Below are 16,673 nucleotides of genomic sequence, written 5' to 3' on the forward strand. Positions count from 1 at the left end.
AGGCTTGAGACCGATACACACATGGAGCTATTTTAGCATGACACCTCAAGGAATTACTGTCTTTTTTCTTAAATATCCGTTAAAAGTGATACAATAAGTCCAATGACATTTTACATAAGGAGTAGCCTAATGAATTTTACCATGACTCTGCCTGATGATTTTCCTGAAATGACCGTCAAAGACCTATTAGAAAATGAATGGTTGGTACCTAGAAAAGTTCGCCATTTTATTCGGACGCGCAAAGGAATCACTGTCAATGGCGAACTGTGTCATTTTCAAATGCCGGTCCATCCTGGCGATATCATCGGTATCACTGTGGAAGCAAGTGATTATCCTGAACGACACATCCACTTAGGGAATCAGAAAAAAATCCATGTGCTTTATGAAGACGAGCACTTAATCATCGTCAATAAACCCGCCGGTATGAAGACTCATCCGAATCAACCTAACGAAACAGATACTGTGCTAAATCACTTGGCAGCTTATTTGGCGCCAAACACGCAGCCCCATGTCGTTCATCGTTTAGACAAAGAAACTAGCGGTGCCATTTTATTCGCTAAAAATCCGTTTGTTCTTCCAATCTTAGGACGCTTATTAGAACAGAAAAAAATTTATCGTCGTTACCAAGCAATCGTTCACGGCGTTCTCACAAACGATCAGACCATCAATCAAAAAATCGGACGCGACCGCCACGATCGACGGAAGCGTCGGATTGATCCAAAAGGCGGAAAAGCGGCGGTGACCCATGTAACCGTCGCTCACCAATTAAACAACCAAACTGCCATTTATTGTCAGTTAGACACAGGTAGAACTCATCAGATCCGGGTCCATCTCGCCAGTCTCGGACATCCCTTAGTTGGTGATCCACTTTACAGTAAGAACCCCCATGGACGCTTGATGCTCCATGCCTATGAGTTGCATTTAATTCATCCTTTCACCAATCAAAAAATTTCGGTTCAAGCGTTACCAGGACTTTGGTGATTGCGATGTTAATGAACAAGGAGGCATGACTGAATTCAGTCATGCCTCCTTGTTTTCTATATAAAACGATGTTCCAAACTTTTCTTAATTACTCTTCCCAAACTTTTTCGGCAATTTCTTTAATCAATGCAATTTTTTCCCATTGCTGCTCTTCTGTTAAAATGTTTCCTTCTTCCGTTGAAGCAAAACCACATTGCGGGCTTAAACATAACCGATCCAACGGAAGGTATTGTGCTGCTTCATAGATACGAGCAATGATCTGCTCTGGTGACTCCAAAGCACCTTCCTTTGAAGTGATTAAGCCTAAAACAACTTTTTTATCTCCCGAAACCTTTGCTAATGGCTCAAATCCGCCAGAGCGTTCAGTATCGTATTCTAGATAGTAGGCATTGACCTTTTCATCAGTGAATAAAGGTTCCGCCACATCTTCATATCCGCCACTAGCTGCCCACGTCGAATGATAATTTCCCCGACAAACATGCGTATTCAATATTAAGTCTTCCGGCTGATCCACTAAAACCGCATTGTTAATTTCCAGATATAGCTGAGCCAATTCTTGGCGAACCACTTTTTCTGGCTTCTCATCCTCTGAAATAAAACCTGCCGGCAACGGTGCGACTAAGACACCCCAGGTACAATCATCCAATTGAATCGTCCGGGCGCCGGCAGCATACAAATCAGCGATTACTTGACGATACGCTTTAACAATGTCTGCAATCAAGCCCTCATTGTCAGGGTAGACTTGGCGAACTTTGGGAAGCACATCTGGCCGGAGTAATTCAACCAAAATTTGGGCTGGAGCAGGAATGGTTTGCTTAACTTCGATTCCTTCACTGGTATGAGCCCTTGTAAATTTGAAATGGTCAACAAACGGATGATGCTCCCCCGAAATTTTATCTGTAACAATGACGGTACCCGGCCGAGTTTCCTCTCCATGGAAAAAATAGCCATGCTCAGGAATAAAAAATGCAATCCCTTGTAGCCCCCAAAAGAAATCCAAATGCCACCAACTACGGCGAAACTCCCCATCTGTAACTGCTTTTAATCCAACTGCCTCTTGCTTATGAATGAGATTAATAATTGCTGCATCTTCAATTTTCGTCAACGCTTCCTGAGTCAGTTTTCCAGCTTCAAACGATGCCCGTGCTGTCTTTAATTCTTCTGGTCGTAAAAAACTACCTACAATGTCAAAGCGAAAGGGTGATGTTGTACGTTTAGTCATAAAAAATTCCTCCAGTTTTCTTTTTTTGCATCGAAGAACAAACTCTGAACAATAAAAAAAACATCCATCCCTTTACCTATTGCTACTGCAACAAATAAAGGGACGAATGTTTTCGTGATACCACCCTTGTTTACATTTTCCTCACGGATAATGCCTCAACGGTACCTGTTGATACCCGGCGATGTATCGGTCGCTTCCCGTTTGCTCCGCGTGAACGGAACAAAATGCTCAGAGCTCATCTTCATTGACATTCGCAATCCTCGTTCTCACCTTCCGAGGTCTCTGTACTCACGAACCTATCAATTACTCTTCTCTTCAACGCTTCATTATTTGCTCATTATATTCACACTTTAAGAAGGGATTGTCAAGTGTTTTCACAAAAAAATTCTATTTGTTTTTTTACACAAAAAAACACCCAAGTCACAAAGACTTGGATGTTCAACTTATTTTTATCTTAGTACCAGCCGTTTGCTTGCCAGAAAGATTGTGCGCCTTCCCATGAACCATAACGAGAAGTTACATATTGTTCCGCTACACGATCTTGGTTTGCTTCAGAGTAGTCACCATTTAAGTATGACGCTGATAATTGGTAACGTCCGATGTATTGGCCGTTTGTTGCTGAGTAAGAGCCGCCTGATTCACGTTGTGCAATCCATTCTTTTGCTGAAGAAGAATTTCCTGCTGGCGCTGCTTGTGCTTCTTGGACAGGTGCTGCAACTTGTGTTTGTTGTACAGGAGCCGCTTGTGTTTCTTGAACGGGTGCTGCTGCTTGAACTGGAGCTGCTGCTTTTGTTTCTTGAGCAGGGGCTGCATCAGCTTTTGCATCACCATTGACGGTCAATTCTTGACCTGCAAAGATCATGTTTACGTTAGAAATTTTATTTGCTTTAGCAATAGCATTCACTAAGCTATCATTCCCAGCAAACTTGTGAGAGATTTTTGATAGCGTATCGCCTGATTGAACAGTATACGTTTCTGAAGCATGTGCATCTGTAGCTCCCATCGCTAACCCTGCACCTGCTGCTAATACTGTACTAAAAAGAACTGTTTTCCCTAATTTCATTATATAACTTCCTCCGATTTTCATCTTGTCTTTTTCTTCTGTCTTATTGACTACGAGAGCTACTTTATCATCCTTTTGTATTTCATGGGTAATATTATTGTGACAATTCATTACAATAAGATGAAACAATGTAACAAAACTTCTCTTCGTGTGTCACTTTGAAATATAGTGTTTTTATCAATTGGCCATAAACAGCTTATACACAAGCGGTTTATAGCGTTTACAACTGTTTTACCCTTATATTACAAAAATTATTCCCAGCAACATTGACATCTTTTTGTAATGAAACTGGAGAAACCGGCACTGTTTTTTTTGAATTATTTTGCAACTATTTTTGGGGTATTTACATTTCAATAAGACTTTATAACAAAAAAATACTTCCACTCACCGCAGTAAGCAGAAGTATGCCTTATTTTATTCTTAATCGATGGCGCCATTTTCTTCCTTGTGGTCCAACCAATTTATCGACTAAACGAATCTTCAGCGACAAATAGAAATACACCCAGCCGCCTACTCCAGCCGTCAATAAACATGTAATCAAAGCTTGTCCTCGCAATGCAGGGTCTAAAACTAAATAACTGACTTGCCGTACAATGAACGCGACGATCAGCATCAATACTGTCAAAATCAGTATTAAGACACAACGACGAAAGGCTAAATGATAATTGGCCCGCACGACTTTTTGAAGCTTCCAAAGGGACAATCCGCAGGTCAGACTTAGACTGATAGCCGTCGCCAACAAGGGACCATAAACCTCAAAAAGCTGGATCAACGGCACTTGGATCACCACTTTTAGCAATAAACCAGCCAACCAATAACGTACAGCGATACGACTATGTGAGATACCTTGAAGTGTTGTCGATAACATCATAAACAATGCTGAAATCAAGCCAGTAATACAAGCAACGACTAAGATTTTACTTCCTAAAACATCCGCGGAATAAAAGACGGTATTTAATGGATAGGCCAACAAGATCATGCCTGTGATGGCCGGCAACATGATAAAGGCAAATAATTGAATAGTGGTATTCACAAGCTTCGCTAGCTCCGGTCGTCTTCGCTGAGTAAATAATTCGGTCAGCATCGGTAAGCTAGTCAATGCCAAAGAAGTGCCTAACGCGACTACCACCATTGTCAATTTATCTGGATTCGCACTAAATAAGGCATAGAGATCAACTAATTGTTTGTGACTGTAATTCGTGTTGGCATCCATCGTATGGATAAAGGTCACTTGATCAATCAATTTATAAAAAGTGATCCCGCCCCCCAATAAAATAAAAGGAATCGCTTGCCGCACCGTTTCCAGCAATAATTTTTTCGTGTCAATGGTTACCTTATTCAAGCTATAATTCAGCTGCAGATCACTGCGTTCCTTATCCTTGAACCAATAAAACAGCAAAACGCCATAAGCCCCAATCATTCCCACCGCTGCTGCAAAGGTCGATTGAATCACTGCATTTAGATAATCGCCATCTAGCACCTTCATAATGATAAAGACACTCAACAGCATATAAACAACGCGAACAACCTGCTCTATGACTTGCGAGATTGCTGATGGACGCATGTCCTGCTGACCTTGAAAATAGCCGCGCAAGACGCTCATACAAGGAAAAGCAATCACCGCGATACTCAAAGACTGGATCACTGGGATCAAGGCTTGGCCACCCCCAGATACTTGCGCCAACAATGGTGCAGAAAAAAACATTCCCCCGCCAAAAATGATGCCTAAGATCGCCGTGACCTGCAATGCCTTAATCAATAAGCGGCGGCTCGTGCGGTATTCTCCTAGAGAATTGTAACGGGCGACTTGTTTAGCGATCGCTCCAGGCAACCCCGCCGTGGAGATCATCATAAATAAGGCATAAAAGGTATAGCCCATATTAAATAAGCCATTCGCCGCACGGGCATTTTCTCCCATCCAGGCGTACCACGGAATAATATAGATTGCGCCGATCAAGCGGGAAAAAATACTTCCTACCGAAAGCCAGGCGGAGCCTTGGATCATTTTTTCTTGGTAGCTTAGATCACTCGGTTGTATCTTCTTCATGGTCTCCTCCTATTCATTCCTCTATAGTAAAACGAAATCGTTCTCATGACAATCACTCTTTGCTTTTTCTGTTCCCAGCTATGCTATAATAGCCTAGACTATTATTATGGAGGTCTCAACATGCTGACACTTACCCAAATTCAACAGATCCTTGAAGAAGAACATTTATTACGCGAGTTCATCACGCCGACAAAGTGGACGTTGGCGGCTCCCTTAGAAAAAAACTTTGCAGCTATTTCCTACGACTCACGAGCAGTCGATCCAGACACTTTATTTTTTTGCAAAGGCAATAACTTCCAACAAAGCTATCTTGAACAGGCACTCAGTGCGGGTCTGACTTGTTATATCGCCGAACAGCCTTACGAAGTACCGGCAGACTTAGCGATCATTGTAACAGACATTCGCAAAGCTTTGGCTGTCCTAAGTATGGCCTTTTACGATTACCCACAAAAAAAATTACAACTGATTGGTATCACCGGTACCAAAGGCAAAACAACGGTGGCCTATTTCACGAAACAAATCTTAGACCTTGCGACCAATAAAAAGACCGCTCTTTTATCTACCTTGAATACAACCTTGGATGGCGTGACTTTTTTCAAATCACAATTAACCACACCAGAATCACTAGACTTGTATCGCATGATGGCCGAAGCGGTGGAAAACGGCATGACCCACTTAGTCATGGAAGTCTCTTCCCAAGCCTATAAAGTGGCACGGGTCTATGGACTGACCTTTGATGTCGGAATCTTTTTAAATATCTCACCGGATCATATTGGTCCTATCGAACACCCGACCTTTGAAGATTATTTCTACTGTAAACGCCAATTAGTCGCTAATTCACGGCAAGTCATTTTGCAAAATGAGATCGATCATTTTGATTTATTACAAGAACTTGCAGCAAAACAATCGCTGCCAGTAATTACTTACGGCAACGAAGAAGCGGATTACCATGTTCAGCCCTTGGAACATCCGTTGGCCTTTGCTTTAACTAGTAAAAATGATCGCTTCCAATTAAACGGTGATTATGACATTTTATTAGCCGGCGATTTCAACAAAGAAAATGCCGCTGCCGCCTTGATCGCCGGTGCCTTAGTCGGGGCGGATCAACAAGCGGGACGTCAGGGCTTGGCTAAAGCCTTGGTTCCTGGCCGTATGAATCTTTTGTTAAAACCTAACGGCGCTCATATCTATGTTGATTACGCCCATAATTATTTAAGTATGAAATCGCTGTTGGCCTTCGCCAAGGAACAACATCCAAACGGCGAAATCGTCGTAATTACTGGTTCGACTGGCAATAAAGCCGAATCCCGTCGCGCAGGTCTAGGTCAAGCTATCGGTGAATATGCTGACGTGGCACTTTTGACTAGCGACGATCCAAATTTCGAAGCGCCTGAAAAAATCGCTGAAGAAATTCGGCAAGCCATTAACAACCCACATGTGACCGCTCGCTTTGAGGCTGATCGTAAAACAGTTATTGAAGAAGCTATTAAACAAGCCGGTCCCAATGACGCGATCATTCTAGCTGGCAAAGGGACTGACAACTATATGACTATCAATGGTGAAAGTCTTCCTTATGAAGGAGACTATCATTTAGCAGAAGCGTTTATTAAAGACTAGCGGACACCCGCTAGTCTTTAATTTTATCACGATGTTTTGACTGATGACTCCCGCTTTCTTGCGACCCGTTTCGCTGCTTTTCTACGCCTCTTACTTTCCATAAATAATTTGGTCAGCACTTTGTATTTTTTTCGATAAAAAGAGCGTCGCAAGAAAATTTGCGACGCTCTAATTCTTTAATTGGCTACGATATTGACTAATTTATTCGGTACTACGATCACTTTACGAATCGTTTTGCCTTCGAGGTTGCGCTGGATATGTTCATCCGCCATCGCCAGTTTTTCTAATTCATCTTTGGCTAGATCGACAGCTACCATCGCTTTTGAACGAACTTTTCCGTTGACTTGCAGGATCACTTCAATCTCATTTTCAATCAAAGCTTCTTCGTCATAGGTTGGCCAAGCCACATGAGAAATGCCACCTTCGTTTCCTAGGATCGCCCACAATTCTTCTGCGATATGTGGGGCAATCGGTGCTAGTAATTGGACGAAGCCTTCCACATATTCATACGTTAACGCTTCAGCTTTATACGCATCGTTCACAAAGACCATCAACTGAGAGATTGCGGTATTCAAGTGCAAGTGTTCCATATCTTCAGTAACTTTTTTAACCGTTTGATTGTAGACTTTCGTTAATGAACCATCATTTAAGGTGGTAATATGATCACGCATTTTACCATTTTCATCGACGATCAAACGCCATACCCGATCCAAGAATTTACGTGAGCCTTCTAAGCCATTTTCGCTCCAAGGAATCGAAGCATCTAATGGGCCCATGAACATTTCATACATCCGCAATGTATCCGCACCATATTTTTCTACAACATCATCCGGGTTCACGACATTCTTCAATGATTTACTCATCTTCGCTGGTGCTTCTTCTAACTCTTCTCCAGTTTCAACGCTAAACCATTTGCCATCACGTTTTTCGACTTTATTGGTTGGGACTAACGCACCACGGCTGTCACGGAAGCTTTGTCCTAAGATCATGCCTTGGTTGTATAATTTTTGGAATGGTTCATTCGTTGGTACTACACCGATGTCATACAAGAATTTATGCCAGAAGCGCACATACAATAAATGCAGCACCGCATGTTCTGCTCCACCGATATAAAGATCGACTGGCATCCAGCGTTCTAGTTTTTCGTAATCTGCTAAAGCTTCCTTATTATGAGGATCGATGAAGCGCAAGTAATACCATGAGCTACCGGCCCATTGCGGCATCGTATTGGTTTCACGGCGCCCTTTTTTCCCGGTGATTGGATCAATCACGTTAACCCATTCATCGATATTTGCTAACGGTGATTCCCCGGTACCACTTGGCTTGATGTCTGTGGTTTTTGGCAGTTCCAACGGCAATTCGTAATCCGGTACTAAGCCGGTCGTTCCGTCTTCCCAATGGATCACAGGGATCGGTTCGCCCCAATAACGTTGACGAGAGAACAACCAGTCACGCAAACGGTAGCTGATTTCTTTTTTACCACATTCGTGTTCTTCTAACCAAGCGACCATTTGATCGATCGCCTCTTGTTTATTTAAGCCGTCTAAGAATTCAGAATTGATGTGCAGGCCATCGCCAGTAAAGGCTTCTTTGTCTACGTCGCCGCCTTCTAACACAGGCACGATTGGTAGGCCAAAGGTTTTCGCGAATTCATAGTCCCGCTCGTCATGGGCGGGAACCGCCATGATCGCGCCGGTTCCATAAGAAGCCAAGACATAATCCCCGATCCAGATCGGCATTTTTTCGCCGTTGACTGGATTGATCGCATACGCACCAGTGAAAACACCGGTTTTTTCTTTGGCTAAATCCGTCCGATTCAATTCTGATTTTTTCGATGCTTCATCGATGTAAGCATCCACCGCTGCTTTTTGTTCAGGCGTTGTGATTTTTTGAACCAAGTCTAATTCTGGTGCCAAGACGGCATAAGTCGCACCAAACAAGGTATCCGGACGAGTCGTAAAGACGGTGAAGCTTTCTTCGCTATCTGCAATCGCAAAAGACACATTCGCACCGATCGAACGACCAATCCAGTTTCGTTGCATATCTTTGATACTTTCCGGCCAATCTAACGCGTCTAAGTCATCTAGCAAACGATCTGCATACGCTGTGATCTTCAACATCCATTGACGCATCGGTTTGCGGATGACATCATAGCCGCCCCGTTCGCTCTTGCCATCGATCACTTCTTCATTAGAAATAACGGTGCCTAATTCAGGTACCCAGTTAACCGGAACTTCTGCTTCATAAGCTAAGCCCTTTTCATACATTTGTTCGAAGATCCATTGCGTCCATTTATAATACTCAGGGTCCGTTGTGTTGATTTCACGATTCCAGTCATAGCTAAAACCAAGTGAATTGATTTGACGCTTGAAAGTCTCGATATTTTTCTTCGTAAATTCCGCTGGGTCATTGCCTGTATCTAGCGCATATTGCTCCGCCGGCAAACCAAAAGCATCCCACCCCATTGGATGCAGCACATTATAGCCTTGTGCTCGTTTCAAGCGTGCAATCACGTCTGTCGCTGTATACCCTTCTGGATGTCCTACGTGTAAGCCTTGACCAGACGGATAAGGAAACATATCTAAGGCATAAAATTTTGGTTTTTCAGGATCATCTTGGGTATTAAACACATTGTGCTTCGCCCAATACTTTTGCCATTTTTTTTCAATCGCTTTGTGCTCGTAACTCATGTTGCGCCTCCTAATATATGAACTTATTTGTATACATGAATCATTCGGTGAAATCAGCCCACCATTGAATAAAAATAAGACGCCCTACGAAAGCTCAAAAAGAACTTTCATAGGACGTTATCAACGTGGTACCACCTATTTTTATCTGTCGATGACAGACCTCTAAAGAGCTAACGGTCTCTAGCCGGATCAATCGATCATGCTCCAAGGTAAGTTCGAATGTCCGCATGCACACTCTCAGCCCCGTGCGCTCTCTGAAATGCGTTCGCTTCTACTACTCCTCTTCCAAGCAATAATATTCAAAGTAGTTTTATCTTAGCAGATTCCAAAATATTATTCAATTGAATTCGCCTTAAGAAGCCCGCAAAAAAAATTGTCCCCACTAGGAATCATGTTATAATAGTTCCCAGTTCGACTCGCAGATTTTGTGAGTCAAAAATAAATTTTCATTTCAAGAGAGGTTGAACCAACTAACTGTATGAAAAATAAATCCACCTACCAATTAACCGGCAGTTTTACCTTGCTATTTTTTGCGGCCTTGTGCTATATCCTTCGTTTTTACCCAGAGACGCTAAGAGGCTTTGACCGCGGGATCATTCACGCTGTTCACGGGTTGTCCCCACAAATGAACGGCTACTTTCTGTGGGTAACAAAATTCGCCAATCCGATTACGGTGGTGATTCTATCCATCGTATTTGTTGCTTTGTTCTATTTCAATCAGCAAAAGATCACGGCATTGTGGTTGGCCTTGAGCATGGCCTTAATCAGCGGGATAGGCAACCATTCCTTAAAATTATTCTTTCACCGCCCGCGACCGACGATCCTGCCCCATTTAGTGACAGAACACAGCTTTAGCTTTCCTAGCGGCCATTCAACTGCCAGTACCTTGTTGTACGGCACCTTGATTTTTGTGGCGGGTCTATTTTTTAAAGAAAAAGTTTCTCGCTTGATGGCCCAGCTCCTTCTTGGCCTATTGATCTTCAGTATTATCATCAGCCGGATCTATCTCGGCGTCCATTATCCCAGCGATGTGCTAGCCGGCTTCTTATTTGGCAGCAGCTGGCTCTTATTTACCTACCCTTATTACAAAGAAAAAAAATTAGTTTACGATTTGCAAACGATTAGGAGAAAAAAATGACCTTTATTTATAGTGACGATGACAACAAACGCTACCATTCATGGAATTATGCACTGCGGCAAGAATTCGGCGGGAAAATTTTTAAAGTACCGGTGGACGGCGGCTTTGATTGCCCCAACCGTGACGGGACCGTCGCACACGGCGGCTGCACCTTTTGCAGTGTCTCTGGTTCCGGCGATATGATCGTGGCTCCAAGTGATCCGCTACCGCAGCAATTTCATAAAGAAATCGACATGATGCACCAAAAGTGGCCTCACGTCGATCAATACATCGTCTATTTTCAAAATTTCACCAATACCCATGCACCTGTTGAGGTGATTCGTGAACGCTTCGAGCAAGTCGTGAACCTTCCTGGTGTCGTTGGTTTGTCTGTCGGCACTCGACCAGATTGTCTGCCACCGGAAGTCGTAGACTATTTGGCCGAATTAAATCAGCGCTTATACTTATGGGTCGAGCTTGGCTTGCAAACGACTTATGAAAAAACCAGTGATCGGATTAATCGTGCCCACGACTATCCTACCTATGTGGATGCGGTAGCTCGCTTGCGGAAACACAATATCAATGTTTGCACTCATTTAATCAATGGTTTGCCTGGGGAATCATTAGAAATGATGCGGGAAAATGTTCGGCGGACGATTTTAGATTCCGATGTTCAAGGAATCAAACTACATTTGCTTCATTTGATGCGCAACACAAAGATGCTGCGGGATTATGCCGAAGGTCGGCTGCAGCTCATGAGTAAAGACGATTACGTCTCGGTGATCTGTGATCAATTAGAAATGATCCCGCAAGACATCATTATTCATCGCTTAACTGGCGATGCCCCATGGGATTCTTTAGTTGGTCCAATGTGGAGTCTCAAAAAATGGGAAGTCTTAAACGCGATCGACCAAGAATTGATTCGCCGCGACTCTTATCAAGGAAAATTTGCGTTACGAGGTGAATTCACGCATGCTACTAACAGCCTTACGCTTTAGTCATCAATTATTAAAAGAAATTATCACAGCCGGCGATCATGTCATTGATGCCACGATAGGTAATGGCAACGATACGCTCTTTTTAGCAGAGCTCGTTGGAGTAACGGGTCACGTCTACGGCTTTGATATTCAGGCACAAGCCTTAAAGAATACACGGGAAAAATTAGGTCCAGCCATCGATCAGACGACCCTTTATCTGGCTGGACATGAAACCATCGAAGAAAACATTCCAGCAGAGCAACCGATCAAAGGCGCCATCTTTAATCTTGGCTATTTACCAAAGGGGGATAAACAGATCATCACCTTGCCCGAAACAACCAAGCAAGCAATGGATGCCATTTTGAAGCGGTTGGTTGTTGGCGGACGCATGATCGTAGTGATTTATTATGGTCATGCCGGCGGTGAAGACGAGAAGCACGAAGTTCTCGACTATTGCCAAAACCTGCCGCAAGAAAAATACAGCGTCTTGAATTATCAATTCATCAATCAAAAAAACAACCCACCCATTTTATTATGCGTCGAAGCCCGCGTATAAAATGCTCAAAAAAAACGTCGATCATCATTCTAGTAAATGAGAATCGACGTTTTTTATTCAGTAGCCCATGTAGGCAAAAGAATTGCTTTCCCTTCAGACATCCGTATACTATAAGCTAACTTAAAAAAGCAGGTGATCTTATGTATGTTGTCAAAGTCCTACATGGTTACATTGGTAAAGAAGGTCAGCGGACCCGTGAAAAAGACCCTGGAAAACTGCTCGTATTCACAAGTAAACAAGAGTCCGATCAATTCGCCGAAAAAATTGGTGGCCGTAGCAAACATGTCTCAAAAATCCGTAAAGATTGAGTCTAGATAAATCATAAAAAGGTCAAAGAAATCCAACTATCAGATTTCTTTGACCTTTTTACTATTGTTCATTAAACCAAGCCAAAACACGTTGGATCCAAGCATCCCAGAAAACCCAATCATGTTTTCCTGGTCCCTCTTCAAACGTCACCGTCAGATTTTTTTGCTCCAGTTTATGAGCCATATATTGACTAGCTGGATACAAGTCATCTTCGGTGCCACAGGCTAAGAAAAAGCGGGGGGCTTCTTGCCCACTTGCGACTAACTCATCTAACAATCTCAAGGGATCGTTGACTGAACCCTGGATTTGATCTAAGGGACCAAAAACTCCCTGCCAATATGCTTCATTCCGTACGAGTAGTAAACTCTTTCTATCGGCTAAAATTACTGCCCCGGATAAAGACGCCACCGCCGCAAAATGCTCCGGTTTTGCTAAACCAAGCTTCAATGCACCATAGCCGCCCATCGACAGTCCAGCCGCAAAGGTTTTTTCCCGCTTGTTCGTGATTTGTGGAAATAATTCATGAACGATCGTTGGCAATTCCTCTGAAACAAACGTCCAATAATTCATGTCATAGGTGGTATCTGTATAAAAGCCTAGGTCAGTCGACGGCATTATCACCGCCATCTGATACTCCGCTACGTAACGTTCGATCGATGTTCGACGTTCCCAGACGCTATGATTGCCGCCCATTCCATGAAGCAAATACATCACCGGTACATCCTCTGTCACTCCGACCGTTTCAGTTCCGATATTTTTATGAGTTGTTTGTGGCAAAATAACATTCATCGCCACTTCCATTTGTAAAACATTTGAATACACATTGACTTGTAAAAAGGCCATCAAAATCCTCCTATTCTATTCCTGTCCGTTTAGTTTAACACGCTTTGATTGCTTCCCTACCATAAAACTAAAAATCAAAGCAAAAATAATTAGCAGCAGTCCCGCTACATAAATCCAGTGAAGACTATTAAAAAGAATTTGTCGTAATTCCGTTCTTAGCCCCGCTTCAATTTGCAGCGCTGTTTGAGGATTGATTAGTCGATTCATAATATCTTGGTCATGAATTTCGGCACGTGCTAGCTGCTGATCGTTGGCTATGTTCAGAATGATTCCGAAAAGTGAAACCATGACTGTTTGTCCAATCGTGCGAGACAACATATTGAAAGAAGTAGCGACACCAACTTCTTCCTTTGGGACACTGGCTTGGGCTTCTACCGTGGTTGTCGTAACCGCTAAGCCAAAGCCTACACCTAAAACGCCGGTAATAATAAAGAAAAGCCAGAAGGGACTTTGCTGCGGCAATGCCACTAACGTCCCACCGCCTAATAGAATAATCAGCAGTCCGATCACAATGATCCGCTTCGCCGAATACTTAGATAGCAACTGGCCAGATAAAAAAGAGCCATACATCCAGACCAACGACATTGGTGCCAACACCAAACCACCCAACCCCGCTGGTTTTCCTAACACACCCTGCATCCACATTGGAATATACACGTCTAAGCTCATTAGAAACCCGCTGATTAAAGCCGCTACTACATTCACACTGGCAAAAGTCGGATTATTGAATAATTGCAAATTAATTACTGGGTCCTCCACTCGTCGTTCCGTTCGGACAAATAAAATCAGTGAAACAATACTAACAGCAAATAGCGCCATTACTGCCAATGAAATTCCTTCATCACCTAACAATTGAAAGCCTAACAACAAACTGACTAAAGTCAGCATCAAAAACAAACTCCCGAAAATATCCATCTTCTTAGCCTGACGAATCTTTTTCTCTTCAACATAGAAGTACTGTAATAAAGCAATTAACCCCAAACCAATTGGTACATTGATAATAAAAATCCAATGCCAACCAACTGTATCCACGATCAAACCACCTGCCAGTGGACCAAAGACACTAGCAATCCCCCATGCTGCACTGGTTAAACCCAATACCTTCGCTCGCTTTTCAATATCATAAAGATCCGCAATAATGGTCAATGAAACCGGCATAATTGCCCCCGCACCCACGCCTTGGATTCCTCGCGAAATAATCAATGTCAGCATCTCGTCTGACAAACCGCACAACGCCGATCCTAAAACAAACAATGAGATACCTACAATAAAAATCGGCTTCCGTCCGATTTTATCTGCCAACTTGCCATAGATCGGCGTAATCATTGCATTCGTTAATAAATAAATCGAAAATACCCAATTCATAATTTCAATGCCATGCAAACTGCCTACAATTGTTGGCATTGCCGTGGTCACGATCGTCCCTTCGATTGCCGACATGAACGTTGCGATAAAAATCCCCACCGTCACAACCTTAACATTTGTTTTTCTATTCATTCTTTCCTCCAAATTTATCTGATTTTAAAATAAAGAAAGAGGCCGTTCTATCGATCCATGATCAATAGAAACCGCCTCGTGAACTCCATAAACATATATGTCTGTACGATTTATCCGATATTCAAGCTATTTTTTAGCGCAGCGATTTTATCTGTATGCTCCCAAGGTAAATCAACATCTGTTCGACCAAAATGTCCGTAAGCAGCTGTATCACTGTAAATTGGACGCAATAGGTCAAGCATTTCGATAATGCCTGCTGGACGTAGATCAAAGTTTTCACGAATTGCAGCAATCAAATCTGCTTCAGAAACATTTGCCGTTCCAAAAGTATTGACTGAAATAGAAACTGGCTGAGCAACACCAATCGCATAAGCTAGTTGTACTTCCACTTTTTCTGCCAATTCAGCAGCTACAATATTTTTAGCAATATAGCGCGCTGCATAAGAAGCCGAACGGTCAACTTTCGTTGCGTCCTTTCCAGAGAAAGCACCTCCACCATGACGTGAATAGCCACCATACGTATCAACAATAATTTTACGACCTGTTAATCCAGCATCCCCTTGAGGTCCACCAATCACAAAGCGCCCCGTTGGATTAATAAAATATTTTGTTTCTTCATCCAATAATTCTGCTGGAATTTCATGTTTGATCACTTTTTCCATAACATCTTTTTGGATTGTTTCATTATCTACTTGATCATTATGCTGAGTACTGATGACAACTGTATCCACCCGTTGAGGTTTGCCTAGTTCATCATATTCAACCGTAACTTGAGATTTTGCATCCGGTCCAAAGTAAGCTACTTCCCCAGATTTACGCAAATCAGCTAAACGTTTCACCAAATGATGACTCAATGAAATAGGTAAAGGCATCAATTCCGGTGTCTCATTCACTGCAAACCCAAACATCAAGCCTTGGTCTCCAGCACCGATATCATCCAATAATTCTTCTTTTCCCCGTGTTTCCAAGGCATCATCCACACCTTGTGCAATATCTGGTGATTGTTCATCGATTGCTACTAAGACAGCAACATTGTCTCCATCAAAACCAAATTTAGATTCTGTGTAGCCAATCCGTTTGATCGTCTCACGCACAACTTTTTGGATATCTACATAAGCTTTCGTAGAAATTTCTCCAAAAACTAAAACAAGTCCTGTTGTCACAGATGTCTCACATGCAACTCGGGCTTTCGGATCCTTTTCTAAAATCGCATCTAAGATCGCATCACTGATTTGGTCAGCAACTTTATCTGGATGTCCTTCTGAAACTGATTCTGATGTAAATAAACGACGTTCTTCCATTATAAATATTCCCCCTAATTTTTATTCGGTTACAAGGAATCTCTGAGCTTTTTCAGAGCCTATCGGGAACTTGCAACGACCTGATTATAACAGAAAAAAGGCATGTGTCACTAACAAATACACTATTTATCTTGAAAATTTATGAAAAGCCTATTTTAACGCAAAAAAAAGAGACGTTAAAAAACATCTCAGTATGACCCGTACGGGACTCGAACCCGTGTTACCGCCGTGAAAGGGCGGTGTCTTAACCGCTTGACCAACGGGCCAGAAATATAAAGAACGGAGAAGGAGGGATTTGAACCCTCGCGCCGGTTTCCCGACCTACACCCTTAGCAGGGGCGCCTCTTCAGCCACTTGAGTACTTCCCCAAAAAATTTAATGGGCCTAAATGGACTCGAACCATCGACCTCACGCTTATCAGGCGTGCGCTCTAACCAGCTGAGCTATAGGCCC

At 42.8% G+C, this 16,673-nt stretch carries 13 protein-coding genes, 3 tRNA genes, 1 riboswitch and 1 other annotated feature; of the genes, 6 read left to right on the top strand and 10 right to left on the bottom strand.

Features of this window, described 5'->3' with window-relative positions; genetic code table 11:
• Positions 1-129 precede the first annotated feature (129 nt).
• The gene (locus tag FFM67_RS08460; protein ID WP_137614139.1) at positions 130-981 is read left to right on the top strand and encodes an RluA family pseudouridine synthase; all 852 of its coding nucleotides are present in this window, start codon (positions 130-132) and stop codon (positions 979-981) included.
• An 88-nt stretch (positions 982-1,069) separates the two neighbouring features.
• Here FFM67_RS08460 and FFM67_RS08465 read toward each other — a convergent pair whose 3' ends face one another.
• From FFM67_RS08465 to FFM67_RS08475, 3 genes are all read right to left on the bottom strand, one after another.
• On the bottom strand, positions 1,070-2,203 hold the full coding sequence (locus FFM67_RS08465; RefSeq protein ID WP_137614140.1) for a 5-methyltetrahydropteroyltriglutamate--homocysteine S-methyltransferase: 1,134 nt from the start codon (positions 2,201-2,203) through the stop codon (positions 1,070-1,072).
• A gap of 454 nt (positions 2,204-2,657) precedes the next feature.
• On the bottom strand, positions 2,658-3,266 hold the full coding sequence (gene apf, locus FFM67_RS08470) for an aggregation-promoting factor (RefSeq protein WP_137614141.1): 609 nt from the start codon (positions 3,264-3,266) through the stop codon (positions 2,658-2,660).
• A gap of 409 nt (positions 3,267-3,675) precedes the next feature.
• Complete coding sequence (locus FFM67_RS08475; RefSeq protein WP_137614142.1) at positions 3,676-5,313, bottom strand: putative polysaccharide biosynthesis protein; 1,638 nt, start codon at positions 5,311-5,313, stop codon at positions 3,676-3,678.
• 120 nt (positions 5,314-5,433) lie between these two features.
• Between FFM67_RS08475 and FFM67_RS08480 the strand changes: the two genes are divergently transcribed.
• Positions 5,434-6,930, top strand: a complete 1,497-nt coding sequence (locus FFM67_RS08480; protein WP_137614143.1) for a UDP-N-acetylmuramoyl-L-alanyl-D-glutamate--L-lysine ligase — start codon at positions 5,434-5,436, stop codon at positions 6,928-6,930.
• Between the two features lie 176 nt (positions 6,931-7,106).
• Here FFM67_RS08480 and leuS read toward each other — a convergent pair whose 3' ends face one another.
• A complete protein-coding gene (gene leuS / locus FFM67_RS08485) occupies positions 7,107-9,620 on the bottom strand; it encodes a leucine--tRNA ligase (protein WP_137614144.1) in 2,514 nt (837 codons plus the stop codon).
• A 107-nt stretch (positions 9,621-9,727) separates the two neighbouring features.
• Positions 9,728-9,917, bottom strand: a binding site (T-box leader).
• Positions 9,918-10,098: 181 nt separating this feature from the next.
• Here leuS and FFM67_RS08490 point away from each other — a divergent pair.
• From FFM67_RS08490 to FFM67_RS12270, 4 genes are all read left to right on the top strand, one after another.
• Positions 10,099-10,758 carry a phosphatase PAP2 family protein gene (locus FFM67_RS08490; protein WP_137614145.1) on the top strand — a complete coding sequence of 220 codons (660 nt, stop codon included), beginning with the start codon at positions 10,099-10,101 and terminating at the stop codon, positions 10,756-10,758.
• Complete coding sequence (gene mnmL / locus FFM67_RS08495; protein ID WP_137614146.1) at positions 10,755-11,735, top strand: tRNA modification radical SAM protein MnmL/YtqA; 981 nt, start codon at positions 10,755-10,757, stop codon at positions 11,733-11,735. The genes FFM67_RS08490 and mnmL overlap by 4 nt, the downstream gene beginning before the upstream one ends.
• Positions 11,710-12,270 (top strand): tRNA 5-(aminomethyl)-2-thiouridylate-methyltransferase MnmM, encoded by a 561-nt coding sequence (mnmM, locus tag FFM67_RS08500; RefSeq protein ID WP_137614147.1) that lies wholly within the window; start codon positions 11,710-11,712, stop codon positions 12,268-12,270. The genes mnmL and mnmM overlap by 26 nt, the downstream gene beginning before the upstream one ends.
• Positions 12,271-12,410: 140 nt before the next feature.
• Positions 12,411-12,578, top strand: coding sequence for a hypothetical protein (locus FFM67_RS12270; protein ID WP_170178015.1), 168 nt, complete (start codon positions 12,411-12,413; stop codon positions 12,576-12,578).
• A gap of 61 nt (positions 12,579-12,639) precedes the next feature.
• On the opposite strand, the gene FFM67_RS08505 is transcribed toward FFM67_RS12270, so the two are convergent.
• From FFM67_RS08505 to FFM67_RS08530, 6 genes are all read right to left on the bottom strand, one after another.
• Positions 12,640-13,422, bottom strand: a complete 783-nt coding sequence (locus FFM67_RS08505; protein WP_137614148.1) for an alpha/beta hydrolase — start codon at positions 13,420-13,422, stop codon at positions 12,640-12,642.
• A gap of 15 nt (positions 13,423-13,437) precedes the next feature.
• Entirely contained in the window at positions 13,438-14,919 is a 1,482-nt protein-coding gene (locus FFM67_RS08510; RefSeq protein WP_137614149.1) for an MDR family MFS transporter, read from the bottom strand.
• Positions 14,920-15,029: 110 nt separating this feature from the next.
• Positions 15,030-16,220 (bottom strand): methionine adenosyltransferase, encoded by a 1,191-nt coding sequence (gene metK, locus FFM67_RS08515; RefSeq protein ID WP_137614150.1) that lies wholly within the window; start codon positions 16,218-16,220, stop codon positions 15,030-15,032.
• A riboswitch (SMK box riboswitch) is annotated at positions 16,218-16,301 on the bottom strand. It overlaps the preceding gene by 3 nt.
• Before the next feature lie 113 nt (positions 16,302-16,414).
• A tRNA-Glu gene (locus FFM67_RS08520) sits at positions 16,415-16,486 on the bottom strand.
• 14 nt (positions 16,487-16,500) lie between these two features.
• Positions 16,501-16,588, bottom strand: a tRNA-Ser gene (locus FFM67_RS08525).
• A gap of 11 nt (positions 16,589-16,599) precedes the next feature.
• Positions 16,600-16,673: transfer RNA gene (locus FFM67_RS08530), tRNA-Ile, on the bottom strand.

Source organism: Enterococcus viikkiensis (genome assembly GCF_005405345.1).
GTDB classification, from domain to species: domain Bacteria; phylum Bacillota; class Bacilli; order Lactobacillales; family Enterococcaceae; genus Enterococcus_A; species Enterococcus_A viikkiensis.

Coding starts and splice junctions, on each gene's coding strand:
- FFM67_RS08480 (WP_137614143.1), top strand. CDS start 5,434: ATGCTGACACTTACCCAAATTCAACAGATCCTTGAAGAAGAACATTTA.
- mnmL (WP_137614146.1), top strand. CDS start 10,755: ATGACCTTTATTTATAGTGACGATGACAACAAACGCTACCATTCATGG.
- FFM67_RS08505 (WP_137614148.1), bottom strand. CDS start 13,422: ATGGCCTTTTTACAAGTCAATGTGTATTCAAATGTTTTACAAATGGAA.
- FFM67_RS08490 (WP_137614145.1), top strand. CDS start 10,099: ATGAAAAATAAATCCACCTACCAATTAACCGGCAGTTTTACCTTGCTA.
- mnmM (WP_137614147.1), top strand. CDS start 11,710: ATGCTACTAACAGCCTTACGCTTTAGTCATCAATTATTAAAAGAAATT.
- FFM67_RS08460 (WP_137614139.1), top strand. CDS start 130: ATGAATTTTACCATGACTCTGCCTGATGATTTTCCTGAAATGACCGTC.
- apf (WP_137614141.1), bottom strand. CDS start 3,266: ATGAAATTAGGGAAAACAGTTCTTTTTAGTACAGTATTAGCAGCAGGT.
- FFM67_RS08475 (WP_137614142.1), bottom strand. CDS start 5,313: ATGAAGAAGATACAACCGAGTGATCTAAGCTACCAAGAAAAAATGATC.
- FFM67_RS08510 (WP_137614149.1), bottom strand. CDS start 14,919: ATGAATAGAAAAACAAATGTTAAGGTTGTGACGGTGGGGATTTTTATC.
- metK (WP_137614150.1), bottom strand. CDS start 16,220: ATGGAAGAACGTCGTTTATTTACATCAGAATCAGTTTCAGAAGGACAT.
- leuS (WP_137614144.1), bottom strand. CDS start 9,620: ATGAGTTACGAGCACAAAGCGATTGAAAAAAAATGGCAAAAGTATTGG.
- FFM67_RS08465 (WP_137614140.1), bottom strand. CDS start 2,203: ATGACTAAACGTACAACATCACCCTTTCGCTTTGACATTGTAGGTAGT.
- FFM67_RS12270 (WP_170178015.1), top strand. CDS start 12,411: ATGTATGTTGTCAAAGTCCTACATGGTTACATTGGTAAAGAAGGTCAG.